The following is a 26,200-nucleotide window of genomic DNA, read 5'->3' as shown; positions in this document are numbered from 1 at the left end:
CCTCCAGGGGGGAATCCTGTTTTATGCTAGCACAATCCCTCCGGTGGGTCAATGGGGGGTATCCCCTAGACGCCCGCGGGGACAGGGGCTATCCTCTTACCCAGTGAACGGGAGGCACCACTGTGCAGGGACCAGAGACCCGCCCCTTGGCCATTGCCCAGAAGGTGCGCCACGCCATGGAGCAAGGCTCGTGGATTCGGCGCATGTTTGAGGAGGGGGCGCGCCTGAAGGCGCGCTATGGCCCCGATAAGGTCTTTGACCTGTCCCTGGGCAATCCCATTCTGGAGCCCCCCGAGGCCTTCCGACGTCTCCTGCAGGAAGTGGCTCACGCCCCCAGCCCGGGGATGCACCGCTACATGCCCAACGCCGGCTTCCTGGAGACCCGCGCTGCCGTGGCCGCCTACTTGCAGAGGCAGACGGGCCTTCCCTTCACCGCTGAGGATGTGGTGATGACCTGCGGTGCAGGGGGCGCACTCAATGTAGCCTTGAAGGCTCTGCTGGACCCGGGCGATGAGGTGATCATCCTGTCGCCCTTCTTCCCCGAATACCCCTTCTATGCGGACAACCACGGGGGCGTGGTGCGCATCGTGCCCACCGACGCCACCTTCCAGCCCGACCCGGAGCGCATCCGCCAGGCTCTCACCCCCAACACCCGCGCCCTCATTCTTAACTCGCCCCACAACCCCACAGGGGTGGTCTACACAGCCCCGGTTGTGCGCGCCGTGGGGGAAGTGCTCCGCTATGGGGAGGCCCGCTTTGGCCGTCCCCTCTACCTGATTAGCGACGAGCCCTACAGCAAGTTGGTCTACGACGGGGTGCAGGTGCCCAGTGTGTTCGCTGCGCATCCCCGCACCCTGGTGGCCACCTCCTTCTCCAAAGACCTCTCCCTCCCGGGGGAGCGCATCGGCTACTTGGCGGTGCATCCCCACTGCCCCGACAAAAGCGAGGTGGTGGACGCCTGCATCTTCGCCAACCGTGTTTTGGGTTTTGTGAACGCCCCCGCCCTAATGCAGGTGTTAGTGCGTTCCCTTTTGGATGTCACGGTAGACATCGGCTGGTATCAGAAGCGTCGGGACTGGCTCTACACGGCTTTGACGGAGATGGGCTACCAGGTGGTGAAGCCCCAGGGGGCCTTCTACCTGTTTCCTCGCTCCCCCATCCCCGACGACATCGCCTTTGTGCAGAGGCTGCAAGAGGAGCGGGTGCTGGTGGTGCCGGGGAGTGGGTTCGGGACGCCCGGCCACTTCCGCATCGCCTACTGCGTGGAGGAGGGGGTGATTGAAGGGGCACTGGAGGGCTTCCGCCGGGTGGCCCGGGCGCTGGCCCTGCGCTAAAAAGAAACGAGGGCCTGCGCCCCCGTTCCCCGGCACCACACCGTAAGGGAAACCTACTTCTTGGGCTTCCCCTTCTCGGTGGAGGGAGCCTTACCCGCGTGGGCTGCGCACGATCTACACATCGGCTCTCACCTCCCTTCGCTGAGGCTGATGCTACCATATTCCGCCCCTGCCGGCAAGGGGGAAAAAGGGAGGGGTGGGGGCATTGTGCCCCTGTGGGGGCGAGGGTTGCAGGGGGGCTTGCCAACGGCTACACTGGGGCCAGCCCACCCCAGGAGGCGTGTATGGCAACCACCAGCGTGGTGCGCTATGAGATGCGTGGGCCGGGGGCGTGGATCACGTTCAACCGCCCCGAGAAGCGCAACGCCTTCAACCTGGACCTGGTGCAGGAGGCCAGTGCCGCCCTGCGCCGCGCCGAGGACGACCTCGCCATCCGGGCCATTGTGTTCGCCGGGGAGGGGCCAGTGTTTTCGGCTGGCCTGGACTTCCGTATGGCCCTGGAGTTAGACACCGCCGGCTACCGCCGGTATCGGGAGGCCCTGGCGGGGTTGCACGAGGCCATCCGTTGGGGTAGCAAGCCCGTCATCGCCCGCGTGCACGGCGACGCCTACGGCGCAGGGGTTACCCTACTGGGGGTATGTGATGTGGTCATCGCCGTGCGCACCGCTCGCTTCGGCATTCGGGAGGTCAACGCTGGCCTCCAGGCGGGCGGGGCTTTCTTCTTTGACATCGGGCGCCTGCGCTCCCTTGACCTCACCCTCACCGGCCGCATCTTCACCGCCGAGGAGGCCGAACGGTGGGGCATGGTCACGCGTGCCGTGCACCCGGAGGAGTTGGACGCCGTGGTGCAGGAGTATGTGGACACTTTCGCCACCTTGCCCCCCCTTTCCCTTGCCTACACGAAGCGCTCTATGAACACCCTCCTGGACATGGCCGGCTACGGTGCCCACCGCCGTATCTCCGTGGAGTTCAGCACCCTCTTGCACGCCACCGAAGACCGCCGAGAGGCCCAGCGGGCCTTCCTGGAGAAGCGCACGCCCGTCTTCAAAGGGAGGTAGCCCTATGCCCGACCAGATGACCCCCCGCGAGCGCGTCCTGGCCGCCCTGGCCGGCCAGCCGGTGGACCGCCCCCCCGTGAGCATGTGGCGGCACTTCTTCCTGGAGGAGAGCGACCCCTCCCGCATGGCCCAGGCGATGCTGGCCTTCCAGCAGGCGTACCGTTGGGACTTTGTCAAGGTCAATCCCCGCGCCGCCTACCATGGGGAGGACTGGGGGGTGCGTCTGCGCTACCAAAGCGACCCCTTCGCCCAGCCGGAGGTGGTGGACTGGCCTGTGAAGACGCCTCAGGACTGGCTGGCTCTGAAGCCCCTGGATGTCCAGCAGGGGGTGCTGGGCCAGCACCTGGAGGCCCTCAAGACCGTCATCCGCGGGGTGGGCCCCCAGGTGCCCGTGCTCATGACCGTTTTCACCCCCCTTGCTATTGCCGGGCGCCTGGCCAACAGCGACGAGGTGGTGGCCGCCCACCTGCGCCTCTATCCCGAGAAGGTCTCCTACGCCTTGGATGTGATTACCGATACCTTCATCCGTTTCGCCCGCGCCTGCCTAGAGGCTGGCGCCGGCGGCCTGTTTTTCGCCACCACCGGCTGGGCCACTGCCCTGCGCCTGTCTCGCGACGAGTATGCCCGCTGGGGCCGTCCCTACGACCTGCGCCTGTTGCAGTCCCTGCCCCCTGCCCCTTTCCACCTGCTCCATGTGTGTCGCGACTACAACTATCTGGCCGAGTTCCGGGATTACCCGGTGCACGCCGTCAACTGGGATGCCCACGGCGCGGGCAATCCCTCCCTTGCCCAAGGGAAAGCTCTCTTGGGGAAATGCGTGGTGGGGGGCATTCCCCACCGCACCCTGCTGATGCAGGGCACGCCCCAGCAGGTGGCCGAGGCGGTGCACTCCCTGCGGGGGGAGTTGGGGGCAACGGGGTGGATGCTGGGGCCGGGGTGCACCTTCCCCCCTCAAGCGCCCGAGGCCAACCTCCGTGCCCTGCGGGAGGCTATCGCCGCCTAAGGAGGCGGGTATGCCCTTCGTGCGTTACGAGGAGTATGGGGAGCACATCCGTATCATCACCCTCAATCGCCCCGAGCGCCTCAACGCCTGGGGGAGCCAAATGGCCCAGGAGATGGAGGAGGCCTTCGCCCGCTTCGCCGATGACCCCAAGGGGCGGGTGGCTATCCTGCGGGGGGAAGGAAGGGCCTTCTGTGCCGGGGTGGATGTGAAGGAGTGGGCCGAGCGCGGGGAGGCCCCCGCCTTCGGGGGGCACTATCGGCGTGTCTTCACCAGCGAGTGGGGCACCCCCGCCCTCACCAAGCCCGTCATCGGGGCGGTGCACGGCTACTGCTTGGGGGCGGGCCTCAACCTCGTCCTCATGCGGTGCGACATCCGCATCGCTGCAGAGGGCACCAAGTTCGGCCTGCCCGAGGTGGCCCGCGGGATCATGACCTTGAGCACCCCCTTCGGCTACCAGAACATCCCCACCTGCTTTTTGGCCGAACTGTGCTTCACCGCCCAGATGGTGGATGCCCAGCGCGCCCTGCAGTTCGGGATGATCAACATGGTCGTGCCCCTGGAGCGTCTGGTGCCGACGGCCTTGGAGATGGCCCAGCGCATCGCCCTCCACGCCCCCCGCGCCGTCCAAATGACCAAAGAGAACCTCCTGCAGGTGATGGCCCCGTCGGCGCGGGCCTTCCTGCGGGAGCGGACGCTCCGGGAGCAGTCCTTCGCCTCGCCCGACGCCTACGAGGGGATGCGCGCCTGGGTGGAGAAGCGCGCCCCCCGTTGGCAGTCGTCCTAGGAGGTTTGTATGCCCATCCTTGGTCTTGCCGTTGGCACCACCTACCCGTTGAAAACCATCCTGGCGGTGGCGGAGGAGGCCGATCGCCTGGGCTACCACTCTTTCTGGTGCACGGAGGGGGCGGGGAAGGATTCCATCACCCAGCTCACCGCCTGCGCTCTGCACACCCAACACATTCTTCTGGGCACGGGCATCGTGAATATCTACAGCCGCACGCCTCTTCTGCTGGCCATGACCGCCTCGGCCCTGCAGGAGGCATCGGGGGGACGGTTCCTGCTGGGCCTGGGGAGCGGGCACCGGGAGCCTATCAGCCAGGGGCACGGCATCCCCTTTAGCCAACCCCTCGGGCGCATGGAGGATTACCTTGTTATTCTGCGGGGCCTGCTCAAAGGCGAGACAGTGAGCCACGAGGGGAAGGTGGTGCAGGTGCGGGGGGCGCGTTTGCCTGTTCCCCCGCCTATCCCCCCGCGCCTGTTCGTGGCGGCCTTGAGCCCGGGTATGGCCAGCCTGGCCGGCCGCCTGGCCGATGGTGCCCTCTTCTACCTGATGCCCCCCGCCTATGTGCGGGAACTCACCAGTGCCATGCGCCTGGCGGCTCGCGAGGGGGGGCGTCTGGAAGGGGAGGTGGTGTCCGCATGCTACCTGATGGCCGGAGAGGGGGACAGGGCCGGGGAGGAGGTGCTCCGCCGATCGGTGGCGCGCTACGCCACCTTGCCCTTCTACGCCCGCATGCTCCAGGAGTGTGGCTTTGCCCGGGAAGTGGAGGCGATACACAGGGTGCAGGGCGACACCGCCCGTATGGCCCAGGCGGTCAGCGACACCATGCTGGATGCTCTCACCGTGACCACCACCCCCGGGTGGCTCCGACGGGTTACCGCCTACCGCCAGGCGGGGGTGGACTGGCCCATCCTGTTCCTGATGCCCTCCGGCCCGGAGGTGGGGGAATCCTTGCTGGGCATGGCGCGGCGGTTTGCCGAGGGCCTCGCCTAGGAGGCCGTCGCCCGTCCCCACAGGTGCTTGGCGAACAGGCGCAGGTATCCCAGGGTGGTGGCCAGTTTGGGGAGTTTGGAGGCCCCGGAGTGCCTCCGCTGGAAGGCGATGGGCACCTCCACGATGTGCGCCCCCCACTGGGCCGCCTGCAAGATTGTCTCGGCTGCCACGGAAAAGTCGTTGGCGCGGCTGACCTGGGCCAGGCGATCCGTCAGGGCACGGCAGTAGAGGCGATAGTTGGAGGTGATGTCGGTGAGGGGCAGGCCCGCCAAGCGGGGTAAAGCCCGATTGGTCAGACGGCTGGCCCAGCGCTTCCAGAAGGGGAGGGCCTCCACCCGTCCCCCCTGCATGTAGCGGGACCCCACCACCATCTGGGCGCCCGTCTGGCGATAGGCCTCCAGGAAGCGGGGCAGTTCCTCGGGGCGGTGGTTGAGGTCGCAGTCCATAGTGGTTACCAGGGTAACATCGGGGGAGACGAGGTGAAAGCCCTGGCGCAGGGCATTCCCAAAGCCCCGACGCCGAGGCGACCAGAATACCCTGACCCTCCCTGCGGGGAAACCCTGGGCGAACCGTTCGGCCCACTCCTTGCTGCCGTCGTTTCCGTCTACCACCAGCACCACCTCCCAGGGCATGCCCAGGGCCTCCAGAACGGTGCACAGGCGGGGTAAAAGCAGGGCCAAGTTGGCCTGCTCGTTGTAGGCTGCCAGGACAACCGCTATCTTGTCCTCTGGGGACACAGCACAGCGCTCCAGGGTGCTCTGTTTTCCATCATACAATCGGCAGTGTGGTAAGATAGACATGCCTCCACTCCCCCTGTATGCCCCCAGTGGTGTGGCACCTTTGCGTGGGCTAGGGTTTTTGGGTATGATGGAAAGAGGTTGAGGGTGGGATGAACGCACGCTTCATTCGCAACGGGTTTATTTGGCTCCTCATCATTGTTGCCGTTGTGGTCATCATCACCACGGTGCTTCAGCCCAGTTACGGCAACAAAGAGGTGCCGGTCAGCACGGTCATTGACTGGGCGAAGCAGGGGCGGGTCGCCTCCATAGAGGTGCGGCGGGACGACCTCACGGTTACCACCAAGGAGGGGCAGACCTTCCGCTCCCGCAAGGAGGAGGGCTTCAGCCTGTTGGAGACCCTCACCCGGGAGGGGGTGGCCACCGGCGAGGGGGGTGTGAAGGTTACCGTGAAGAGCGGTGGGGGGCTGGGGAGTTTCTTCACCGTGGCCCTGAACTTCCTGCCCCTGCTCCTGTTTGCCCTGTTCCTGTTGTTCATGCTGCGGCAGGCGCAAGGCTCCTCCTCCCAGACCTTGACCTTTGGGCGGAGCCGTGCACGCCTGTTTATGGCCAATCGCCCCACCGTTACCTTTGCCGATGTGGCGGGGGTAGACGAGGCCAAGCAGGAACTGCAAGAGGTGGTGGAGTTTCTGAAGTACCCGGAGCGGTTCGCCTCTCTGGGGGCACGCATCCCCCGGGGCGTGCTCCTGGTGGGGCCGCCGGGCACTGGCAAGACCCTCCTGGCCCGTGCGGTGGCGGGCGAGGCGGGGGTGCCCTTCTTCTCCATCAGCGGCTCCGAGTTTGTGGAGATGTTTGTGGGGGTGGGTGCCGCCCGGGTGCGCGACCTGTTTGACCAGGCCAAGCGCAACGCCCCCTGCATCGTCTTCATTGACGAGATTGACGCCGTGGGACGCCACCGGGGGGCCGGCTTGGGCGGGGGCCACGACGAGCGGGAGCAGACCCTCAACCAAATCCTGGTGGAGATGGACGGCTTTGACACCTCCACCAACATTATCGTCATCGCCGCTACCAACCGCCCCGACATCCTGGACCCGGCCCTGCTGCGCCCGGGGCGCTTTGACCGTCGGGTGGTGCTGGACCTGCCCGATGTGCAGGGGCGGCTGGCGATCCTGAAGGTGCACACACGGGGCAAGCCCCTGGAGAGCGATGTCTCCCTGGACCTCATTGCCCGGCAGACGGCCGGCTTCAGCGGGGCGGACCTAGCCAACCTGGTGAACGAGGCGGCTATCCTGGCGGCCCGCCGCAATAAGAAGACCATCGGCGTACGGGAGTTTGCCGAGGCCATTGACCGGGTAGTGGCCGGCCCCGAGCGCAAGAGCCGGGTCATCTCCCCCAAGGAGAAGGAGATTACCGCCTATCACGAAGCCGGCCACGCCCTGGTGGCCCGCATGCTCCCCCACGCCGACCCGGTGCACAAGATATCTATCGTGGCCCGGGGCATGATGGGGGGCTACACCCGCATGATCCCCCAGGAGGACCGCCACCTGTGGACCCGCAACCAGTTTGAGGCCATGCTGGCCGTGGCCCTGGGCGGGCGTGTGGCCGAGGAACTGGTGTTCGGAGAGGTTACGACGGGGGCCAGCAACGACTTGGAGCAGGCCACGCGCGTGGCGCGGGCCATGGTCACCCGCTACGGGATGAGCGATAAACTCGGCCCGCGGGTCTACGGCAAGCGGGAGGAACTGATCTTCCTGGGGAAGGAGATCGCCGAGCAGAGGGACTACAGCCCCCGCACCGAGGAGCTGATAGATGAAGAGGTGAACACCCTCCTGCGGCAGGCCAAGGAGCGGGCGGAGACTATCCTGCGCACCCACAGGGCCAAACTGGACCAGGTGGCCCGCTACCTGATGCAGTACGAGACGGTGGAGGGGGAGGACTTGGAGCGCCTGTTCAACGCCCCGCCCGATGCAGAGGTCAAGCCCAGCGGGCTCATTGCCCCCACCCCCGAGGCCCCCAAGGTGCCCGCGCCCTCGGCGGGCCCCCTTCCCGCTCCGGCTAAGCCCAAGCCCGCCTCGGAAGGCCCTGCCCCCGCCCCCGCCGGGTAGTGCCCTGAGCCAAGGGGGCGGGCGCCCTACTTCCAGAAGCGCTCCTCTTTCACCTTCCAGCCCTTGGGGATAAAGCGGGCCTTCACATCCTCAATCATCCCCGGGTGGCCACAGGCGTAGAGAAGCGTGTCCTGGGGGGAGAGGCCCCACCGCTGGAGGTAGCCCTCCAGGATGAGGTTCACCCGCCCCGTTTGCCCCCTCCAGCCCTTATTGCGCTCCTCCTGGGGGCGGCTCACCGTGGGGATGTAGGTGAGCCAGTCCGGGTGTTGGCGGGCATACTCCCCCAGTTCCCCATCGTAGCCGAACTCGTCGTGGTAACTGGCCCCCTGCAGGACGAAGAAGCGGTGGCCGGTGCGCCGATGGTAGAGGTAATCCCGCAGGATGCTCACATAAGGCGCCACCCCGGTCACGGTGGCCACCATGACATGGTTGGGCCATTGGGGTTCAAAGGTGAAGATACCCTTGGCCCGGGGGCGGAAGGAGACCTGGGCGCCCTCCCCCAGTTTCCACAGGCGGGGGGTCAACTCCCCGTGAGGTACCAACTCAATGAACAGTTCCACATAGGGCTCGTGGGGGGCGGAGACGATGGAGTAGGCCCGCTCAATGCCCTCCAGCCCGATGGTGCAGTATTGGCCGGGCTTGAAGGTGTAGGGCACCTGCGGCTGGAGCCATATCTTCCAGAGGTCGGGGGTCAGGTCGTGGCGGCGAACGATAGTGGCTTTGGGGAGGGCGATCTGTGGGCGGGAGGGCTTTGATACAGCCACTTCGTCGGCCATCGGCGGTCTCCTTGCACCCAAAACCCCTCGGGGGCCTGACGGGGAAGGCCTCTGGGGTCTGTTCTGCTTTTCACTATAGTGCATGGGGGGCTATCCCGACAAGGTTTTCTCCCCTTTTTTGCCACCCCCCTCCTCTCGCCTTTGCTCGGGAGTGCTCCCACCGTGTTACCATACAGGTGCACGGGGGGTGCTCGGCGAGGCGCTGTGGCCGTGCGGGCGATGCTCTCGGTGCTCGTGGACGCACAGGTGTCCCAACATACAAACGCAAGGAGGCTACCCATGCGCATGTACGTGGCGGGCGAGTGGATCACCAAGCCCCACACCATGCCCATCATTCACCCCTACGACGGGCGGGTGGTGGACACGGTGCCCAAGGCGGACTTGGAGGATGTGGACCGCGCCATCACCTCGGCGGTGCGGGGTGCCCAGGCGATGCGCAAGTTATCGGGATACGACCGCTATAACATCCTCAAGAAGGCGGCCGACCTGATAGAGGGGCGGGCCGAGGAGTTCGCCCGCACTATCACCCTGGAGGAGGGGAAGACCATCGCCGAGAGCCGGTTTGAGGTGAGCCGTGCGGTGCAGACCCTGACCGTCTCGGCGGAGGAGGCCAAGCGCATTGGGGGCGAGGTGGTGCCCCTGGACGGCTCCCCGGGGGCGGGCAATCGGTTCGGCTTCACCATCCGGGTGCCCTGTGGGGTGGTGGTGGCCATCAGCCCCTTCAACTTCCCCCTCAACCTGGTGTGCCACAAGGTGGGTCCGGCCCTGGCGGGGGGCAACAGCGTCATCCTCAAGCCCGCTTCGGACACTCCCCTTTCCGCCCTGAAGTTGACGGAGGTGCTCTTGGAGGCGGGCCTTCCCCCAGAGGCAATTCAGTGTCTCACAGGTCCCGGCGGGCAGATCGGGGAAGCCCTGTGCACCGACCGGCGGGTGCGCAAAATTACCTTCACGGGGAGTCGGGATGTGGGGGAGCGCATCTGCAAGGTGGCGGGGCTGAAGCGGGTAACCATGGAACTGGGGAGCAACTCCCCCCTCATCATCATGCCCGATGCCGACCTGAAGAAGGTGGTGGAGGGCATCGTGGCCACCGGCTACAGCAACGCCGGGCAGGTGTGCATCAGCACCCAGCGGGTGATTCCCCTGCGCCCCATTTACGCTGACCTGGTGAGCGCTTTGAAGCCGGCGGTGGAGGCCATCACCTGGGGGGATCCGCTGAAGGAGACGACGCGCATGGGCCCCCTGGTGCGGGAGCGGGATGCGGTGCGGGTGCACGCTTGGATTCAGGAGGCGGTGCAGAGCGGGGCGCGTCTAGTCACCGGGGGCCAGCGCCAGGGGGCCTTTGTTACTCCCACCGTGGTGGCCGATGTGAGCCCCCAGATGCGCATCTCGTGCGAGGAACTGTTCGGGCCGGCGGTGGCCCTGACCCCCGTCAACTCCATTGACGAGGCCATCGCCCTGGCCAACGATTCCATCTACGGGCTGTCGGCGGGTATCTTCACCCAGAACCTGGAGTGGGCCATGCGCTTCGTGCGGGAGGTGGAGGCGGGCAACCTGCACATCAACTGGGGGCCCCAGTGGCGGGCCGACCTAATGCCCTACGGGGGGCTGAAGGAGAGCGGGTTCGGCAAAGAGGGCCCAAAATACGCCATCCGGGAGATGACGGAAGAGAAGATGGTGGTGTTCCACTTGTAGAAAGTGTGCCCGTTCGGAAAGGCGGGAGGCGCTTCCCCGCCGGGTCAAGCACACGGGGCATTGCAGAAGGGGGAAACGGGTGGGGTGGGCCATCGGCCTGCCCCGCTCGTTTTTGGGTCAGCAAAAAAGGGTTTTTAGGGGATCATCAAGCCCTTGACAAAGACAAAAACTATGTATCAGGATAACCCCCGATGTAAATGCGCAGCTGGCCTGTGGCCAGCGGGACGGAGGACGGCGTGCGTCACGCGCCGGTGCGATGGACGGTCTGCCTACCCCACTACTGCGTGTATGCCTATGCCTGTCCGGTGAAGCCCCCTCGACGGGCGACTCTGCCCACCTCCCACTGCTTGCGGTTTGCGCCGGTGCAGCGTCGCCCCGCCCCGGGCCTCTCGCCCTATGCCCTCGCCTTGCTCCTACGCCTGCGGGGTGAAAGGGTCCTTGCGTCCCCGGGGGCACCGTGATGACAGGGGCTATCCTGGAGCGGGAGACGCTTTACGCCTTGATTCAGGCGTGCCCTCCTCTCCTGGAGGGGTGGGTAGACCTGGACGCCCAACTCCAGCCCCACGGCTTTGACCTCTCCTTGCGGGAGGTGGCGTCCTTCCAGAGGGCGGGATGGGTGGGAGCGGGTGGGGAGCGGGAGGTGGCTCCCACCTCGCCCCTTCCCTTTGGAGCCGACGGGAGCCTGCACCTCCCGCCGGGGGCGTATCTGATGACTTTCAACGAGGTGGTGCGCCTGCCCCGCGACCTGATGGCATTGGCCTTTCCCCGCTCCACGCTGCTGCGGTGTGGGGTGAGTGTGCACAACGCCGTATGGGACGCCGGCTACCACGGGCGCTCCCAGGCCTTGCTGGTGGTGTTCAACCCTGGGGGTTTTCGGGTGGCCCGCAACGCCCGTTTGGTGCACATGGTGTTTTTCCGCCTGGAGCGTCCCACGTCCCAGGGCTATCGCGGGCGCTACCAGGGGGAGAATTTGGGCCGTTAGGCGGGCTTGCCCGTAAGGGTCTGGCGTATCTGGCGGATAGCCTTGCGTCGGTCAATCTGGGCCAAGTCCATGGGGGGGAGGTTCTGGGGATGGCGCACCCGCAGGCACACCAGCACCGGCCCCGGCTGGGACAGGATGCGGGGTAGTTCGGTGGCAAAGGCTTCCAGGTCGTGGAAGTCGTAGGCGGCGCGGTAGCCGGCGGCTTTGGCCATCTCGGCGAAGCGGATGATGGTGGCCCCGGGGATGGGCTGGCCCCCCGTGGTGGTGTAGGCCCCGTCCTGGTAGACGAAGTGGTAGAGGTTGGGGGGGGCCATGTGGCCGATGGTTACCAGGGTGCCCAGGTTGTTGAGGAGGCTCCCGTCGCCGTCCAGGACGATGACCTTGTGCTGGGGTTGGGCCAGGGCTAATCCCAAGCCCACCGAGGACGCCTTGCCCATGGCTCCCACCAGGGGGTAGTCGCGGTCGTGGCGGAAGCCCAGGGCGCGCCAGAGGCGCAGAGCGGTCATGGTGGGGATGACGGAGGCGCTCCCGGCGTGCTGGTGGATAAGGCGCGTGGCTTCAAAGGAGTCTATCATGCTCCCCTCCTGCGGCGCTGGGCGGTGTATTCCGTGCACATGAGCACCGCCACGGGCCCTTGCCGCCGCTGGGCCTCTTGGAAGGCCTGCACGATGCGCCCCGTATCCTCGTCGTTCTCCACCAGGTAGTAGGGAATCCCCCACGCCTGCACGATAGGCTCCAGGTACACCGCCGCCGAGTCGGCCCGTTGGGTGCGGGGTGTCTGCTTCTCATATCCCCGATATCCCACACACATCACCAGCGGCAGGTTCAAGTCCAGCACCACCCCCCGAATGCTATCCCCCGATTCAAAAAAGCCCGTGCTTTGAATCAACACCAGGGGCACTTTCCCCCCCATCCACAGCCCCGCTGCCACCGCCATACTTTCCCCCTCCCGGGCTACGGGCACCAAAGTGATGGATTTTTCCTCCCGCAGGGCTTCATAGAGGAACCCCGTTTCACTATCCGGAAGCCAGACGATATGGGTGACTCCACACTGGCGAAAGGCCTCGACCACACGATCGGCGCTGATGCCTCCTGTCTCCTGCATACATGCCTCCTACTGTGGGCGCAGTGGGTGTGTGGGGGAGCCGAGCATAGTATATCAGACGAGGCTGAAAGGCGGTTGCCCCCAAACAGAACGCCCCGAGCAAAAGGAAGGCCCCTGGAGATCCCAGGGGCCGTGGACCCGTGCCGTAAGAAGGGGTCTAATGGCCCCCGCAGGCGCAGTGCCCCCCGCAGGCGCATCCCCCACCTATGGGGATGTTGGGGTTGCTGATGACGAACCCGGCGCGGGGGAAGTCCTCCACATAGTCGATCTCCGCCCCTTCCAGAAGGGGGGCGCTGTCCTGGTCTACCACGATACGCAGGCCGTCGTGCTCCAGGGTCAGATCGTCCTCTTTCGGCTCCCGCTCCAGGGTGAGCATGTACTGCACCCCGTGGCCGGAGGGGACGATGACCACCCGCACGGCGGCATCTTCGGCGTTTTCCTCTTTGAGCACCTGCTTGAGTTGGGCGATAGCGGAGGGGGTGAGGGTAACCATGCTCCTCCTTTCCCGAACCGTCCCTGCGCCTGTAGGCTCAGGGTAGCACGCCGACAGGGGGGCGTCAAGGGCGCGGGGCGTTGCCACGGGTTCTCCCCCAGAGGGTGCCCTGCGGGCCCCCGCCCCCCTGCACGGGCAAAGGCCGCCCCTGGTCGCTCCCCTGACTCTTTCCCCACAGCCTGGCGCGCCTTGACAGGTTTGACGGGTTCTGGTATAAAAAATGTCCACCCCTCTTGCTCGGAATGGGTAGGAGAGGGGGGCAAAATGATACCTGGTATCAATATTGGGGGGCCTGAGGCCCTGCTGGAGGCCCTGGCTCAGCGGGGGATGCGCCTGACTGGGCCGCGCCGACGTTTGGTCCAGGCCATCGCCGGCCAGAAGGGCCTGTTCACCGCTGAGGCTCTACACAGCCAGGTGCCCGACGTGGGGCGGGCCACAGTGTTCCGCACCCTGAAGGCCCTTGTCAGCGCCGGCCTGGTGTGTCGGGTCTCGTTGGAACACGGTGCACCCCGCTATGGGGTTGCCTCCCGCTTACATCACCACCACCTGGTGTGCGTCGCCTGCGGGGGCGTGCAGGACTTTGTCCCCCCCGAAGTGGAGGCCCTGGTGCACCGCTTGGCCCAGCCCCGTCAGTTCCGCGTGTTGGGGCACCGCTTGGAGATCTACGGCCTGTGCGCATGGTGCCAGGCAAAAGAGAAGGAGGACCTATGCTTGGTGTCGCCGTCGGTTTGACCCTGTTGACTACCCTGGGGAATGTGGTGGGGAGTGTGCTCACCGTCCTGGGGGTGAGAACCGATGCACGGGGGCAAGCCCGCTTGCGCGTCCTGTTGGGGTTTGCCGGGGGGTTTATCCTGGCTGGTGCTTTGGTGGAGGTGTTCCCTCATAGCATAGAGGAGGCCCCCCTTTGGGGCCCCCTGCTGGCCGTGGGGGGATATCTGCTCCTGTTCAGCCTGGAGCGTCTGTTCGCTGCTCGTGCCCATGCCTCCACCCCCGTTTCTCCCCACGAGCATACCTTGCCCCACGAGTTGGAGCATCCTCACTCGCCCCTGACGCCTGTGGCGGGGGTGGTGGCGCTGGCAGGCTTCCTGCTCCACGACTTTGTGGATGGCTTGGGCATTGGGGCGGGCTTCGCTGAAGGGGAGGGGTTGGGGGTGTTCCTCTTGTTAGCCGTTTTGCTCCACGAGGTGCCGGCAGGGGCGGCCGTGGCCTCGCTGATGCTCGGGTCGGGGCGGGGGCGTCTGGCCGCCCTGGCAGCGGGCACGGCCATCGGCCTTGTTACCGTGGCGGCGGTGCCCATCCCCTTCCTGTTGGGCGAAATCGCCCCCGAGGTCCCCGCTGCCCTCCTGGGGCTGGCGGCGGGCTCCTTCCTGTACATTGCGGCCCACTCCCTTATCCCCGTCGCTGTGCGGGAGCGGGGTTTGGGGGGGCTCGTCCCCGTCGTCATCGGCGTCGCCCTGGGAATGGCGACGGCCCTCCTGCTGCCCAACGGCGGGGGGCACACCCACACCCATTGACGCGGGGGGTTGGAGTATAATTGCTCCAGCATCTCTGGGGGGGACGCGGTATGGGTGCCCTGCCTTTGGAAGGCATCAAGGTGGCCGACTTCTCCTGGGTGGGCGTGGGGCCGGTTACCATCAAATATCTGGCCGACCACGGGGCCACGGTGGTGCATATTGAAAGCCTCACCCACCCCGATGTCCTGCGCCTGGCTCCGCCCTTCAAAGACCGGGAGGTGGGCATCAACCGCTCCGGTTTCTTCGCCAACTACAACGCTAGTAAGTACGGCGTGAGCCTCAATCTGGCTCACCCTCGGGGACGCGACCTGGCCCGCCGGCTGATCGCCTGGGCGGATGTGGTGGCCGAAAGTTTCACTCCGGGTGTGATGGCCAAGTTCGGCCTGGACTACGCCAGCGTCCGCCAGTGGAAGCCGGATGTCATATACTTTTCCACCTGCCAACTGGGGCAGGACGGCCCCTGGGCACGCCAGCCCGGCTATGGGGTGCAACTCTCCGCCTTTTCGGGGTTTTACCACCTGGCCCGCTGGCCCGACCGTGCCCCCGCCGGTCCCTATGGAGCCTACACCGACTTCATTAACCCCCGCTTCGGGGCCTTCGCCATCCTGGCTGCCCTGGAATACCGCCGGCGCACCGGCCAGGGGCAGTATATTGACCTCTCCCAGCTGGAGGGGGGCATCCAGTTCCTGGGGCCTCTGCTGATGGATTACCTGAACAACGGCCACGACCCCGAACCCCAGGGCAACCGCGACCCCCTGGCCTGCCCCCACGGGGCCTTCCCCGCCCAGGGCACCGACCGCTGGGTGGTTATCGCCTGCTTCACCGATGCCCACTGGGAGGGCTTGGTGCGGGCTATGGGCTCGCCCTCCTGGGCCACTGACCCCTCCTACGCGACTTTCCTCGGGCGCAAGGCCCACGAGGACGCCTTGGAACAGCGCCTCGCCCAGTGGACACGCCAGTACGACGCCTATGCCCTGATGACCCTCCTGCAGTCTTATGGTGTCCCCTGTGGGGTGGTGCAGAGCCAGGAGGATCTGTTCCGCGACCCCCAATTGGCCCATCGGGGCCACTTTGTCCGCCTGCGCCATACCGAAATCGGGGACCACCACTACGACGGCATCCCCTTCCGCCTCTCCCGCACACCGGGATACCTGCGTAAGGCCGCCCCCTGCCTGGGCGAGGACAACGCGTTCGTGTTCACCCACCTGTTGGGCATCTCCCAAGAGGAGTACGAGGCGTATAAGGCCGAAGGGGCCTTGGCCTAGCGGGGAGAGGTCTATGCCCGATATCGTGGTCATTGGGGCTGGTGTGGCCGGGGCCAGCATCGCCTATTACCTGGCTAAGGCGGGGGCACAGGTAACTCTTCTGGAGCGCCATCAGCCCGGGGGGTATACCACATGGGCGTCCTTCGGGCTGATCAACGCCGCCCGCAAACGCCCCGAGCACTACCACCGCTTCAGCCGTATGGCTATTGACGCCTACGGCCCCCTGGCCGAGGAGGTGGGGGAGGAGGTGCTCATCGGCACGGGCGTGCTCCACTGGCCCGCCTCCCTGGGTGGCCCGGCGGAGACCGAGCGCCTGGCCCAAGAGTTGACCCGTTTCGGTTACCCTTTTCAGCGCCTGTCCCCCCGGGAGGCGGCGGAGCTGGAGCCGGCGGTGCACCCCCTCCACGCTGAGGGGCCTATCCTGTTCTTCCCCCAGGAGCGTTGGACGGACGCCGACCGCTTGGCCCAGGTGCTGGTGCGCCGGGCGCAGGGGCGGGGCGCACAGGTGCACCTGGGATGTGCGGTGCACGAAATCCGTACCACCAACGGGCGTGTGGAAGGGGTGCTCACCAGCGCGGGGTTCATTGCGGCGCGGCAGGTGGTGGTGGCGGGGGGCACTGCCTCGGTGGGCCTTTTGGCCCCCTTGGGCTACCGCCCCCCTGTGGAGCGGGTGATCGGCGTGGTCATCTACACCTCCCCGGTGCCGGGCCTGGTGCGCCGCGCTGTCTACCCCGGCCACTACCACATCCATCCCACCCACGACGGACGGCTGGTCCTTGGGGCCATCCCCTACGACCGCCTCGTGAGCGAGGAGACGGTGAGCACCCCTCCGCCCTCATGGACGCACCGCCTTCTGGGGGAGGCCCAGCGGGATATCCCCGCCCTGCAGGGGGCAACTGTGGCCGAACTGCGCATCGGGGTGCGCCCCGTGCCCAAGGACGGCCTCCCCATCATTGGGCCGGTGCCGGGCGTGGAGGGGGCCTATGTGGCGGTGATGCACAGTGCCGTTACCCTGGCGGCGCTAGTGGGGCAAACGGTGGCTCAGGAGGTGGCCCAGGGGCGTCCCTCCCCGCTGCTGGAGCCCTATCGTCCCTCCCGCTTTCCCGACGCTTTGCTCCGCTGAGAGGGCGCCATCTGCCCCGCTCCTGGGTGGCGCCTTGCCAAGGGGGGGATTTTCAGGCACCATGAGGCCAGCATAAGTACGGTGTGAGGGTGGGTTGGGTTTGCGCCTGCCCCTGCTGGTCTGGCTCACCGCCCGACGCCTCCGCGACTCCTGGCCCCTTCTGGTGGCGGCGTCCGTAGGCGTTTTGCTGGCCGTAACCATGATGACCGCCGCCGGCCTGGCCTCCCGTGCCCTGGCCGAGGGGGGGCTGAAGTATGCCCTGGAGCGGCGGGGGCGGGACCCCCTCAACGGTCAGGTGGTGGTGCGCAATCGCCCCCTAGCCTCCGCCGACTACCAGCAGGCGCGCCAGCGGGTAGAAGGACACCTGACGACCCTGTTAGGGCCGATGGTCAAAGGCATTGGGCGTTCCGGGCACGGGCCGACTATGCCGTTGGGTTTGTCCCCACATGTGTGGCCACCCGAAGGCTCGCCCAGCGGATACCTCATCTTCTATGCCGATTTCCCTGCCCATGCCCGTCTGGTGCAGGGGCGCTGGCCCACTGCGCCTCCCCGCTTCTCCCGGGGCGAGGTGGCCCTGGAGGTTACCGTGGGCGCGCCTGCCGCCCGCCGCATGAACCTCCGCCTGGGCGATACCCGCTACCTTTTCCCCTATAACGACGACACCGACTACCGCATCGCCATCACCGTGGTGGGCCTGGTGGAGCCCCGAGACCCAACGGAGGAGTTCTGGGTGGGCTATACCGGCCACTTCTATGTGCAGGGGCTGGAGGAGGAGGTGGTGGGCTTCTTCGTGCAGGAGGAGCACTTCTTTGGGGGGCTGGCCGAGGCGTTCCCCACCCTGTTGGGCGTGTTCTGGTGGCACGCCTACCTGAACCCCTTCGTTGTGCGCCCGGAGACCGTTCCCTACTGGTTGGACACGCTGACATCCTTGGAGAAAGCCCTCAACCAAGACTACCCCGGCACCCTGTTCCTTTCGGCTTTGGATACCACTTTGCGGGAGTACCAGCGACGCCTCTCTCTGGCGCGGGTGCCCCTGTTCCTGTTCACCTCCCTGGTGACGGCTGTGCTCCTGTACTATTTGTTCCTGGCGGCGGGCCTGCTGGCCTACAACCGACGCAGTGAGGCGGCGGTGCTCCAGAGCCGGGGTGCGACGCCGTTGCAGGCGGGGCTCGTGTTGGCTCTGGGGGACGGCCTATTGATCACCGTACCTGGGCTGGTGCTGGGCCCCCTCGTGGCCTATGGGGTGTTGAAAGCCTTCCCCGCCCTCACGGCTGGCTCCCCTTTGCACATGACCACCCGCGCCTTCCTGTATGGGGCGTCGGCGGCGGTGGTGGCGGTAGGGGTGTTTGTGCTGACGGCAGCGGGGTCGGCACGGCACGGAATCGTCGCCTTCCTGCGGGAGCGGGCGCGGCCTCCGGGGATTCCTCTGATCTACCGCTGGAACCTGGACATTTTGGCCCTGGGAGTGGGGGGGCTGTTGTGGTGGCAGGTGCGGGGGCGGGGGGGGTTCGTTACGGAGCGGGTGCTCGGGGAGGGGGTAACCGCCGACCCCACAACGCTCCTGGCACCGGCGGCGGTGTTGGTGGCCTGTGCCCTGTTGACTCTGCGCCTTTTCCCCCTGTTGGCCCGGGGACTGGCCCGCCTAACGGAGGTCGGCCCCTCGTGGATGGTCGTGGTGGGGCGGCGCATCGCCCGCGACCCCTTCCCTGCGGCCGCCTTGCTGGTGTTGGTGCTATTGACCACTGCGCTGGGGGTGTTCGCCGCTACCTACAGTAGCACCCTGGTGCAGGCCCGTCGGGAGCAGGCGCGCTACGCCATCGGCGGGGATGTGGTGGTGCGCATCCTAGGGCCGAACTTCTCAGCCGACAGCCCCTTCGTCCACGCTGACTTGGCAGGGGTGCGGGGTGTGGAGGTGGTGAGCCCCGTCTATCGCACCGAGGGACGCCTGGGGGCCAGCCCTACCGCTCCGCCCATCCAGGTGCTGGCCATTACTCCCCGCTCCTTCCTGGCCACCGCCTGGACACGCCCTGACTTCGCTGAGAAGGATATGGCGACCCTCCTCTCCGCTTTACGGGGGCCGTCCACGCCCAAGAAGGGCATTGTGCTCCCCGAGGAGGCGACGGGGGTAGGGGTATGGGTGCGCCCGCAGCGCATTATGCCCCTGGTGAACCTCTGGATTCAGTTCAAGGATGCGGGCGGCGGCTACCGCTGGGTGCGGGCGGGTTCCCTGTCCCACCCCGATTGGACTTTCCTCACGGTAGACCTGCCCGAGCGGGGGGAGCGCCCCCTCTCCCTCACGGGCTTTTTCCTGATAGGGATAGGGATGACGGCCGCCGCCACTGGGAACCTGGCGTTGGATGGGGTGGTGGCCCTTCTGCCCCACGGAAAGCAGGTGCTGGTAGAAGGGTTTGAAGGCCCCGGCCCCTGGACCCCCCTGCCCAACCCGGGTGTGGCCCCCGATCAGATGCGTCTGGTGCCCACCGCCGCCCGGGAGGGGCGCCTGGGGCTGGAGTTGGCCTGGACGGAGCCTATTGGCCAGGAGGCGCGGGGAATCTTCATCCCCCAGGTGCCTATTCCGTTGCCTGCTCTGGCGAGCCCCGCCGTAGGGGTAGGGCAGACCTTCCACCTGGGCCTGGGACGCCACCTGGTGCCCGTGGTGGTGCGGGAGCAGGCCCGCTTTTTCCCGACCCTGGACCCCACTTTTACGCCCTTTATGGTGCTGAATATTGAGCAACTGGACGAATACATACGCTCCATGCCTTTGGGCTTCCCGCCCTTCGCCAACGAGTTCTGGCTGGGGCTTGACCCCACGGCCGACCGGAAGGAGGTTTTGGAACGCGTGGGGCAGAGCTTGCCCTTCTTCGCCTCCATTGAGGATCGGGAGGCTTTTGCCCAAGAGGAGGCACGGGATCCCCTTACAGGGGCCGGATGGAGGGGGCTGGGTATCCTGGCCCTGATGGCTCTGGCTGGGGCGCTTCTGCTGGGATGGCTCCTGTCGGTGGCCCTGGCGGTGCACCGTGGACGCACCGATTTGGCCCTCCTGCGGGTGATGGGCTTTTCGCGAAGGCAAGTGGCGTGGGCTTTTGGGGTGGAGCACGGCGTGGTGTTGGTGGGGGGTGTGGCGGGGGGCTTCTTCCTGGGGCTGTGGCTGGCCCGCTGGAGCCTGGGCTTCCTGGCTATCACAAGTGGGGGGCGTCCTTTGGTGCCTCCCCCCTATCCTGTGGGTGACGCCACCCTCCTGGCGGGGATGGCTCTGGCCCTTCTCCTGACCTGGGCGGTCGCCTGGGGGCTTTCCACTCTGTGGACGGTGCGCCTATCCCTGGGGCAGGTTCTGCGGGAGGAGGTGGTGTGAGGATGCCCCCCCGTCTGCCCGGCCCTGGCCCTCTGGCCCTGTTGGAGGCGTCCCTGGGGATGGCCGTGCGTCGTCTGGCGGCCCACTGGCGTTTGACGGCGGCGGCGGGCGGGGGTGTGCTCCTGGCGGTGGCGCTGATGGCCAGTGGGGTGATCTACGGCTCGGCTCTGGAGGAGTCGGCCCTGCGCCACACCTTGCGCACCACACCCCCACGGGAGACCAACCTGGCGGTGCGCATCTTCAACCCCCTGGACCGCGACCTGTACGCCAGCGATAGCCGTTGGGTGCAGGAGACGGTGCTCCGTCCCCTGGCTCCCTATGTCCGAGACAGTGTCCAGTTCGCCCAGACCGCCACCTTTTTCTTCCGGGGGAAGCCCTCCCTGGAGGGGGACGATTCCACCCGCCCGCGGGGGCCTCTGCTGGCGATGGAGAGGATAGAGGCCCACATCCGCATCCGAGAGGGGCGCTTGCCCCAGCCAGGGGCGGGTCTGGAGGTGATGGTGGATGCCCAGGGAGCCCAGGTTTTGGGCCTGCGCCCGGGGGACACCTTTTTCATCTACCCGGCGGTTACCAATCGCCCCCAGGAGGCCCAGCCGGTTACGGTGGTGGGGGTTTTTGAGCCGACAGATCCCAACGAAGAGTTCTGGTACACCCCCACGGATAAGTTCACCCAGGTGGGGGGGACATGGACGACGGTGCCCCTGTGGGTGCATCCCACGGTCCTGCTGGGGGAGGTGGCGACGCGGTGGCACGGCCTTTTCACCGACTTTCTGTGGTATGTCTACTTGAATCGGGAGGGGTTGAAGCCTGCCCAGGTGGCTCCCTTGAAGGCGACTCTGCTGGGGGCCATTGGGGCGGTGCACCATCAACGTGCCAACGGCTCCGTCCAGACGCGCCTGGACCGTATCCTAACCCGCTACCAGGAGCGGGTCGTGGTGGCGCGCATCCCCCTGTTCCTTTTAGTGTTCCTGGTGGTAGGGATCATCCTGTATTACCTGTCCCTAGTGGGGGGGTTTTTGGCTCGCGCCCGTGCGGGGGAGGTGGCCATTGTGCGGAGCCGCGGGGCATCGCGGGGGCAGGTGTTGCTGATGGCGTTCCTGGAGGGGGCGGTGCTGGCGGTGCCGGCGCTGGTGGGGGGGCCTCTGCTAGCCGTGGGGTTCGCCATGGCCGTGGGAACCCTGTTCCCCGCCAGTGGGGTGCGGGAGGTGGTGTGGTCGGCCTTCTCGTGGCGGGTGCTGGGGTTAGGGGTGCTGGGGGCCTTCCTGAGCGCCTTGGTGCTGGCCCTGTCCATGCTCAGCGTCTCCCGTTGGAGCATTGTGGACTTGCGCTTGTCCTTGGCCCGCCCCAATCCCCTGCCTTTCCTGCATCGCACCTTTCTGGACATCCTCCTGCTGGGGTTGATGGGGATGCTGTGGTGGCAGTTGCGGAGCCGAGGCTCCTTCCTGGTGCGCCCGTTGGGGGGCGACCTGCACGTGGATCTGACCCTGCTTCTGGGTCCGGTGTTAGGGCTGGTGGCTGTGGGGCTGTTGGTGCTCCGCTTCTTCCCCCTCTTTGTTGCCCTCTTGAGCACGGTGGCGGAGCGGAGGGGGCCGGTGTGGTTGGTGCAGGGCTTTCGTCGGGCGGCCCGGGATCCCCTGCCCAGTGGGAGCCTGGTGGTGCTCCTCATTCTGGCGGCCAGTTTGGGAGTGTTTGGCACCGCCTTTCGCACCACCCAGGAGCGCAGCCAGCGGGAGCAGGCCCTGTATGAAGTGGGCGCCGACTACCGCATCGCCTATACGGGGCTGGAGCGGTTGCTTTCCCGTCGGCCAGCCAGCCGGGCTTTGCGGGAGGTGCCGGGGGTGGCGGAGGTATCGGATGCCCTGCGGGCCTCGGTGGGGATTATGTCCGAAGGGTTCGGGCGTTCAGCGAGCCTGCTGGCTGTTGACCCCTCCACCATTGGGCTGGTGGCGTGGGATCGGGAGGGGCTGGTAGGCTCCTCTTTGCGCCACAGGGTGCAGGTTCTCTCCACGTCCCCTCCCACAGGGGGGATAACCCTTCCCCCGACGGCGACAGCCATCGGGGTATGGGCGATGCCGGGGCGTCCCCTCCCCTGGGCGCGTCTGGTGGCCCGATTCACCGATGCGCAGGGGCAGTGGTTTGATGTGGTGGTGGGAGGTCTGGGGTATCGGGGGTGGAGGCGTCTGGAGGCCCCCATTGTCCCCACGCGCCTGGGGCGTCTGCCGCGCGAGGAGGTGCTCCCCCTGCACCCCCCCTATACTCTGCAGGCCCTGACCGTTGTGGTGCAGCGCAACGAGAACGAGCCGGGGGCCGTGTTCCTGGATGGTATCGTGGCTCTGGGGCGCGAGGGGGAGGTGCTCCTGGAGGGGTTTGCGGATGTGCAGGGGTGGAGCGTGTTGGAGGACCCGTCCCAGCCGGGGGTGCAGACCCTGAGCATGAGCAGTGCATCGCCCCGCACGGAGGGAAAGCCCACCGCCCTGTTCACCTGGAGTGGGGGGTTCCTGGGGGCGCGAGGCATCCGCCCCGGCCCCCCTGCGGAGCCCATTCCCGCCCTGTTCAGCAGGACGCTGCGGGAGGCGGCCCGTCTGGAGGTGGGGGAACGCGTCACGGCCAGCGTGCTGTCCACGGCGGTGCCCCTGCGCATCGTGGGGCAGGTGGACTACTTCCCCACCCTGTACCCGCAGGAGGAGCCTTTCCTGGTCGTTCCCCTGCAGCCCTTGATCCATTACTTAGCCCTGCACGCCCCGCGCCTGCTGGAAACGACGGTGGAGGCCTGGGTGCGCGCCGAGCCGGGAGCACACCTCTCCCCCCAGGTGCTTCGTCAGGCCCTCGAGCGGGTGGGGATACGCCCCTCGTCCATTATGTCGGCGCGGGAGGCGATGCAGAGGCGGCAGCACGACCCCTTGCTCACAGCGGGGTGGGCGGGTCTGGTGCTGTTGGCCTTCGGCGTAACCGTTATGGCCAGCGCTTCGGCCATCAGCCTCTATCTGTTCCTGGATACCCGCGCCCGGGAGGGGGAATATGCCCTTCTGCGGGCGATAGGCTTCACCCGTCGGCAGTTGACGGGGGTGGTGTGGTTCAACTTTATCCTGGTCGTTGTGGTGGGCATCGGGCTAGGCACCTGGGCAGGGCATCGGATGGCGTCGGGTTTGCTCCCTCTGCTGGAGGTGGCGGAGACGGGGCGGCGTATCACTCCGCCCATGGTGTTGGAGACCCATTGGCTGGGCTTGCTGGCGGTGTATGGAGTGCTGGCCCTGGGGGCAGGTGTGGCGGCGGCTGTCCTGGCGTGGGTCGCTGCCCGTCTGGACCTGCAGGGCGTCCTAAGGAGGGGGGAGTAGAGAAGGAATGCCCACCCTGCACAAGACTTGGGGGGTGGGGTGTCGCTGTGGGCGGCTGGTGGCTCGGGGAAGCGCCGAAGGGGCAGAGCCCCTTCGGGCGGGGGTCTGGGGATGGCCCCCAGGGGTGAGGGCACGGGGCAGGGCGGAGGGGCAACGCCTCCCCGCCTCCCACGCTCCGCCGGGGGTGTCTGGACACAGGGGAAAGGAGAACACCAATGGAAGGCGACGGCAAACCCTTCATCGTCTGCCAAGACCTGTTCAAGATTTACAAGCGGGCCGACTTGGAGGTGGTGGCCCTGCGGGGCGTTGACCTGGTGGTGCATCAGGGGGAGTTTTTGGCCATCATTGGGGCCAGTGGCAGCGGCAAGAGCACCCTCCTGAACATCTTGGCAGGACTTGACCGTCCCTCGGCCGGGAAGGTATGGGTGGGCCAGCGGGACCTGCTGGCTATGACCGAGGCCGACCGTATCGCCTACCGGCGCAAGGAGGTGGGGTTCCTGTGGCAGTCGGCGGGGCGCAACCTGCTCCCCTATCTGACGGCCCAGGAGCAGGTGGAACTGCCTATGGCGCTGGCGGGGGTGGGCATCTTCTCCCGACGCAAGCGGGCGCGGGAACTGCTGGAGCGGGTGGGCCTGGGGGATAAGACCCGTCGCCTCCCCCATCAACTGTCGGGGGGCGAACAGCAGAGGGTGGCCATCGCCGTGGCTATGGCCAATCAGCCCCCTCTGCTTTTGGCCGACGAGCCGACGGGGGAACTGGACACCCGCACGGCTGAAGAGGTGTTCCGCGCTTTGCGGGAGGTGAACACCACCTACGGCACTACCATCGTGCTGGTAACTCACTACCCCGGCGCCGGGCGCTGGGCCGATCGGGTGGTGCGCATCCGCGATGGCCGCATCGCCAGTGAGCGGGTGCATCTCCCCTCCTTCCGCGCCGGCGAGGAGGGGCGGGAGGAGGAGTTCCTTGTGGTGGACCAGGTGGGGCGGATGCAACTGCCCCTGGAGGTGGTGCAGAGTTTGGGTTTAAAGGGGCGCACCCGTCTGACTGTGCAAGAGGGGAGGGCCATCATCGCCCCTGCCCAGGAGGGAAGCCATGCCCCCTAAGAGCCAGCCCGTTGTCCTGGAGGCGCAGGGGGTGTGGCGCGTGTTCCGCAGTGGGGGGCAAGAGGTGGTGGCGGTGCGGGGGGTGGACCTGCAGGTGCGGCGCGGGGAGTTCCTGGCCATTATGGGGCGCTCGGGCTCGGGCAAGACCACCCTCCTCAACATTCTGGCGACTTTGGATCGCCCCACCCAGGGCCGTGTGCTTCTGGATGGGCAGGACTTGACGCGTTTGGGCGAGAAGGAGGTGGTGGAGGTGCGGCGCAAGAAAATTGGCTTTGTGTTCCAGTTTTACGGGCTGTTGCCCTTGCTGTCGGCCTATGAGAATGTGGAATTGCCCCTGCGGGTGAACGGGGTGCCCGCACGGGAGCGACGCCAACGGGTGCTGGACGCCTTGACGAAGGTGGGGCTGGCCCACCGTGCCCAGCATCGTCCCTATGAGCTGTCGGGGGGCGAACAGCAGCGGGTGGCCATTGCGCGGGCCATCGCCACCCGCCCCCTGGTGCTGTTCGCCGACGAGCCGACAGGGGAACTGGATACGGCGACGGGGATGCAGATCGCCACTCTGTTGCAGTCGCTGGCCCACCAGGAGGGGGTGACGGTGGTTACAGCCACCCACGACCCGGTGGTGGCGCGCATGGCCGACCGGGTGGTGGTGCTGGTGGACGGAACCATCGCGGAGGGCACACCGCCCGCAGGACGCGGCGTAGACGCGTGAGAGCCTAACCGCCTCACAGACTCTGGAGGAAGGGGATGGAGCAGGCGCGCATCGTCATAGACCCCGCTATCTGTCATGGGAAGCCGGTGGTGCGGGGGACACGTATTATGGTGGAGAACATTCTCAGCCTGCTGGCTGGGGGCTATACCATTGGGCAAATTCTGGAATACTATCCGGAATTGAGCGAGGAGGATGTGCGGGCGGCTCTAGAGTATGCCCTGCGGGTCGTGCGGGAGGAAGAAATGATTATGGAGCGGTAAGGGGTGCGCTTTCTTCTAGACCAGAACTTGTCGCCCAAGACAACGGCGTTCTTGAAGAGCCTAGGGATTGAGGCATGCGACGTTCGGGAGTTCGGGTTAGCGGGTGCAACCGACGAAAGGATTTATGCCTTCGCCCAGGAGAGAGGTTTCGCAGTGATAACCTGCAATACTGGCTTTGCAGCCCTGTTCCGTGGTCGTGGGGGATTGCCCGCCCTGCTCCTGATACGGGTTTCCCCTCAGACCTTCGAGAATCTCCACCCGGTTCTACAGGACTTCTTTCAGAGAGTGCGTTTGGGGGATCTGCAAGGACATCTCATCATCATTGGGCAGAACCGCTATCGCTTGCGCAAGGTGTGGTAACGCACCCCGCTTTCGCTCGAAGGAAGATTTCTAGAGACAGTGGCAGGCCGACGCCCCGGTGGTGGCGCGCATGGCCGACAGGGTGGTGGTGCTGGGGGACGGGGCCATCGCGGAGGG

The 26,200-nt window shown here is 66.6% G+C and carries 24 protein-coding genes; 19 read left to right on the top strand and 5 right to left on the bottom strand.

Translation table 11 applies throughout. The annotated features are described in order from the left end of the window. Positions 1–146: 146 nt before the first annotated feature. The 5 genes from NZ951_03765 (at position 147) to NZ951_03745 (ending at position 5,169) form a co-directional block, all read left to right on the top strand. Positions 147–1,334, top strand: coding sequence for a pyridoxal phosphate-dependent aminotransferase (locus tag NZ951_03765; protein MCS7207037.1), 1,188 nt, complete (start codon positions 147–149; stop codon positions 1,332–1,334). Between the two features lie 284 nt (positions 1,335–1,618). Next, positions 1,619–2,392, top strand: a complete 774-nt coding sequence (locus tag NZ951_03760) for an enoyl-CoA hydratase/isomerase family protein (protein MCS7207036.1) — start codon at positions 1,619–1,621, stop codon at positions 2,390–2,392. Positions 2,393–2,396: 4 nt separating this feature from the next. Further along, positions 2,397–3,395, top strand: coding sequence for a uroporphyrinogen decarboxylase (locus NZ951_03755; GenBank protein ID MCS7207035.1), 999 nt, complete (start codon positions 2,397–2,399; stop codon positions 3,393–3,395). A 10-nt stretch (positions 3,396–3,405) separates the two neighbouring features. Further along, complete coding sequence (locus NZ951_03750) at positions 3,406–4,179, top strand: enoyl-CoA hydratase/isomerase family protein (GenBank protein MCS7207034.1); 774 nt, start codon at positions 3,406–3,408, stop codon at positions 4,177–4,179. Positions 4,180–4,188: 9 nt separating this feature from the next. After that, positions 4,189–5,169 (top strand): LLM class flavin-dependent oxidoreductase, encoded by a 981-nt coding sequence (locus tag NZ951_03745; GenBank protein ID MCS7207033.1) that lies wholly within the window; start codon positions 4,189–4,191, stop codon positions 5,167–5,169. Here the strand turns inward: NZ951_03745 and NZ951_03740 are convergent. Continuing rightward, positions 5,166–5,969 (bottom strand): glycosyltransferase, encoded by an 804-nt coding sequence (locus tag NZ951_03740; GenBank protein MCS7207032.1) that lies wholly within the window; start codon positions 5,967–5,969, stop codon positions 5,166–5,168. The two genes, NZ951_03745 and NZ951_03740, sit on opposite strands and share 4 nt — an antisense overlap. An 89-nt stretch (positions 5,970–6,058) precedes the next feature. On the opposite strand from NZ951_03740, the gene ftsH reads away from it, so the two are divergent. Further along, positions 6,059–8,011, top strand: a complete 1,953-nt coding sequence (gene ftsH, locus NZ951_03735) for an ATP-dependent zinc metalloprotease FtsH (GenBank protein ID MCS7207031.1) — start codon at positions 6,059–6,061, stop codon at positions 8,009–8,011. 26 nt (positions 8,012–8,037) lie between these two features. On the opposite strand, the gene NZ951_03730 is transcribed toward ftsH, so the two are convergent. Next, positions 8,038–8,787, bottom strand: coding sequence for a ferredoxin--NADP reductase (locus NZ951_03730; protein ID MCS7207030.1), 750 nt, complete (start codon positions 8,785–8,787; stop codon positions 8,038–8,040). Between the two features lie 279 nt (positions 8,788–9,066). Between NZ951_03730 and NZ951_03725 the strand changes: the two genes are divergently transcribed. From NZ951_03725 to NZ951_03715, 3 genes are all read left to right on the top strand, one after another. Further along, positions 9,067–10,479, top strand: a complete 1,413-nt coding sequence (locus NZ951_03725) for an aldehyde dehydrogenase family protein (protein MCS7207029.1) — start codon at positions 9,067–9,069, stop codon at positions 10,477–10,479. A 236-nt stretch (positions 10,480–10,715) separates the two neighbouring features. Continuing rightward, positions 10,716–10,940, top strand: coding sequence for a hypothetical protein (locus NZ951_03720; protein ID MCS7207028.1), 225 nt, complete (start codon positions 10,716–10,718; stop codon positions 10,938–10,940). Further along, positions 10,940–11,461 carry a deoxyuridine 5'-triphosphate nucleotidohydrolase gene (locus tag NZ951_03715; protein ID MCS7207027.1) on the top strand — a complete coding sequence of 174 codons (522 nt, stop codon included), beginning with the start codon at positions 10,940–10,942 and terminating at the stop codon, positions 11,459–11,461. The genes NZ951_03720 and NZ951_03715 overlap by 1 nt, the downstream gene beginning before the upstream one ends. Here NZ951_03715 and NZ951_03710 read toward each other — a convergent pair. The 3 genes from NZ951_03710 to NZ951_03700 all read right to left on the bottom strand — a co-directional run bounded on the left by NZ951_03710 (position 11,458) and on the right by NZ951_03700 (position 13,059). Next, positions 11,458–12,036, bottom strand: coding sequence for a thiamine pyrophosphate-dependent enzyme (locus NZ951_03710; GenBank protein MCS7207026.1), 579 nt, complete (start codon positions 12,034–12,036; stop codon positions 11,458–11,460). The genes NZ951_03715 and NZ951_03710 overlap by 4 nt on opposite strands. Further along, on the bottom strand, positions 12,033–12,566 hold the full coding sequence (locus NZ951_03705) for a thiamine pyrophosphate-binding protein (GenBank protein MCS7207025.1): 534 nt from the start codon (positions 12,564–12,566) through the stop codon (positions 12,033–12,035). Before NZ951_03705 ends, NZ951_03710 begins: the two co-directional genes overlap by 4 nt. Positions 12,567–12,723: 157 nt before the next feature. Then, positions 12,724–13,059, bottom strand: coding sequence for an iron-sulfur cluster assembly accessory protein (locus tag NZ951_03700; protein MCS7207024.1), 336 nt, complete (start codon positions 13,057–13,059; stop codon positions 12,724–12,726). 264 nt (positions 13,060–13,323) lie between these two features. On the opposite strand from NZ951_03700, the gene NZ951_03695 reads away from it, so the two are divergent. The 10 genes from NZ951_03695 (at position 13,324) to NZ951_03650 (ending at position 26,083) form a co-directional block, all read left to right on the top strand. Next, on the top strand, positions 13,324–13,791 hold the full coding sequence (locus NZ951_03695) for a transcriptional repressor (GenBank protein MCS7207023.1): 468 nt from the start codon (positions 13,324–13,326) through the stop codon (positions 13,789–13,791). Continuing rightward, positions 13,767–14,573, top strand: a complete 807-nt coding sequence (locus NZ951_03690) for a ZIP family metal transporter (GenBank protein ID MCS7207022.1) — start codon at positions 13,767–13,769, stop codon at positions 14,571–14,573. Before NZ951_03695 ends, NZ951_03690 begins: the two co-directional genes overlap by 25 nt. A gap of 50 nt (positions 14,574–14,623) precedes the next feature. Further along, positions 14,624–15,838, top strand: a complete 1,215-nt coding sequence (locus NZ951_03685) for a CoA transferase (protein MCS7207021.1) — start codon at positions 14,624–14,626, stop codon at positions 15,836–15,838. Positions 15,839–15,851: 13 nt separating this feature from the next. Beyond that, the gene (locus NZ951_03680; protein ID MCS7207020.1) at positions 15,852–16,961 is read left to right on the top strand and encodes an FAD-binding oxidoreductase; all 1,110 of its coding nucleotides are present in this window, start codon (positions 15,852–15,854) and stop codon (positions 16,959–16,961) included. Positions 16,962–17,061: 100 nt separating this feature from the next. Then, a complete protein-coding gene (locus tag NZ951_03675) occupies positions 17,062–20,313 on the top strand; it encodes a hypothetical protein (protein MCS7207019.1) in 3,252 nt (1,083 codons plus the stop codon). A gap of 2 nt (positions 20,314–20,315) precedes the next feature. Beyond that, positions 20,316–23,648, top strand: a complete 3,333-nt coding sequence (locus NZ951_03670; protein ID MCS7207018.1) for an FtsX-like permease family protein — start codon at positions 20,316–20,318, stop codon at positions 23,646–23,648. Between the two features lie 215 nt (positions 23,649–23,863). Then, positions 23,864–24,751, top strand: coding sequence for an ABC transporter ATP-binding protein (locus NZ951_03665; protein ID MCS7207017.1), 888 nt, complete (start codon positions 23,864–23,866; stop codon positions 24,749–24,751). After that, a complete protein-coding gene (locus NZ951_03660) occupies positions 24,741–25,463 on the top strand; it encodes an ABC transporter ATP-binding protein (GenBank protein MCS7207016.1) in 723 nt (240 codons plus the stop codon). The genes NZ951_03665 and NZ951_03660 overlap by 11 nt, the downstream gene beginning before the upstream one ends. 35 nt (positions 25,464–25,498) lie before the next feature. Further along, positions 25,499–25,723, top strand: a complete 225-nt coding sequence (locus NZ951_03655) for a DUF433 domain-containing protein (GenBank protein ID MCS7207015.1) — start codon at positions 25,499–25,501, stop codon at positions 25,721–25,723. 3 nt (positions 25,724–25,726) lie between these two features. Then, positions 25,727–26,083 carry a DUF5615 family PIN-like protein gene (locus NZ951_03650; GenBank protein MCS7207014.1) on the top strand — a complete coding sequence of 119 codons (357 nt, stop codon included), beginning with the start codon at positions 25,727–25,729 and terminating at the stop codon, positions 26,081–26,083. The last annotated feature ends 117 nt before the right edge of the window (positions 26,084–26,200 follow it).

Source organism: Dehalococcoidia bacterium, assembly GCA_025060295.1.
Taxonomy (GTDB): domain Bacteria; phylum Chloroflexota; class Dehalococcoidia; order Lucifugimonadales; family HRBIN23; genus HRBIN23.
The sequence above is the reverse complement of the archived record's forward strand: the minus strand, read 5'-3'. Positions and strand labels throughout refer to the sequence as shown.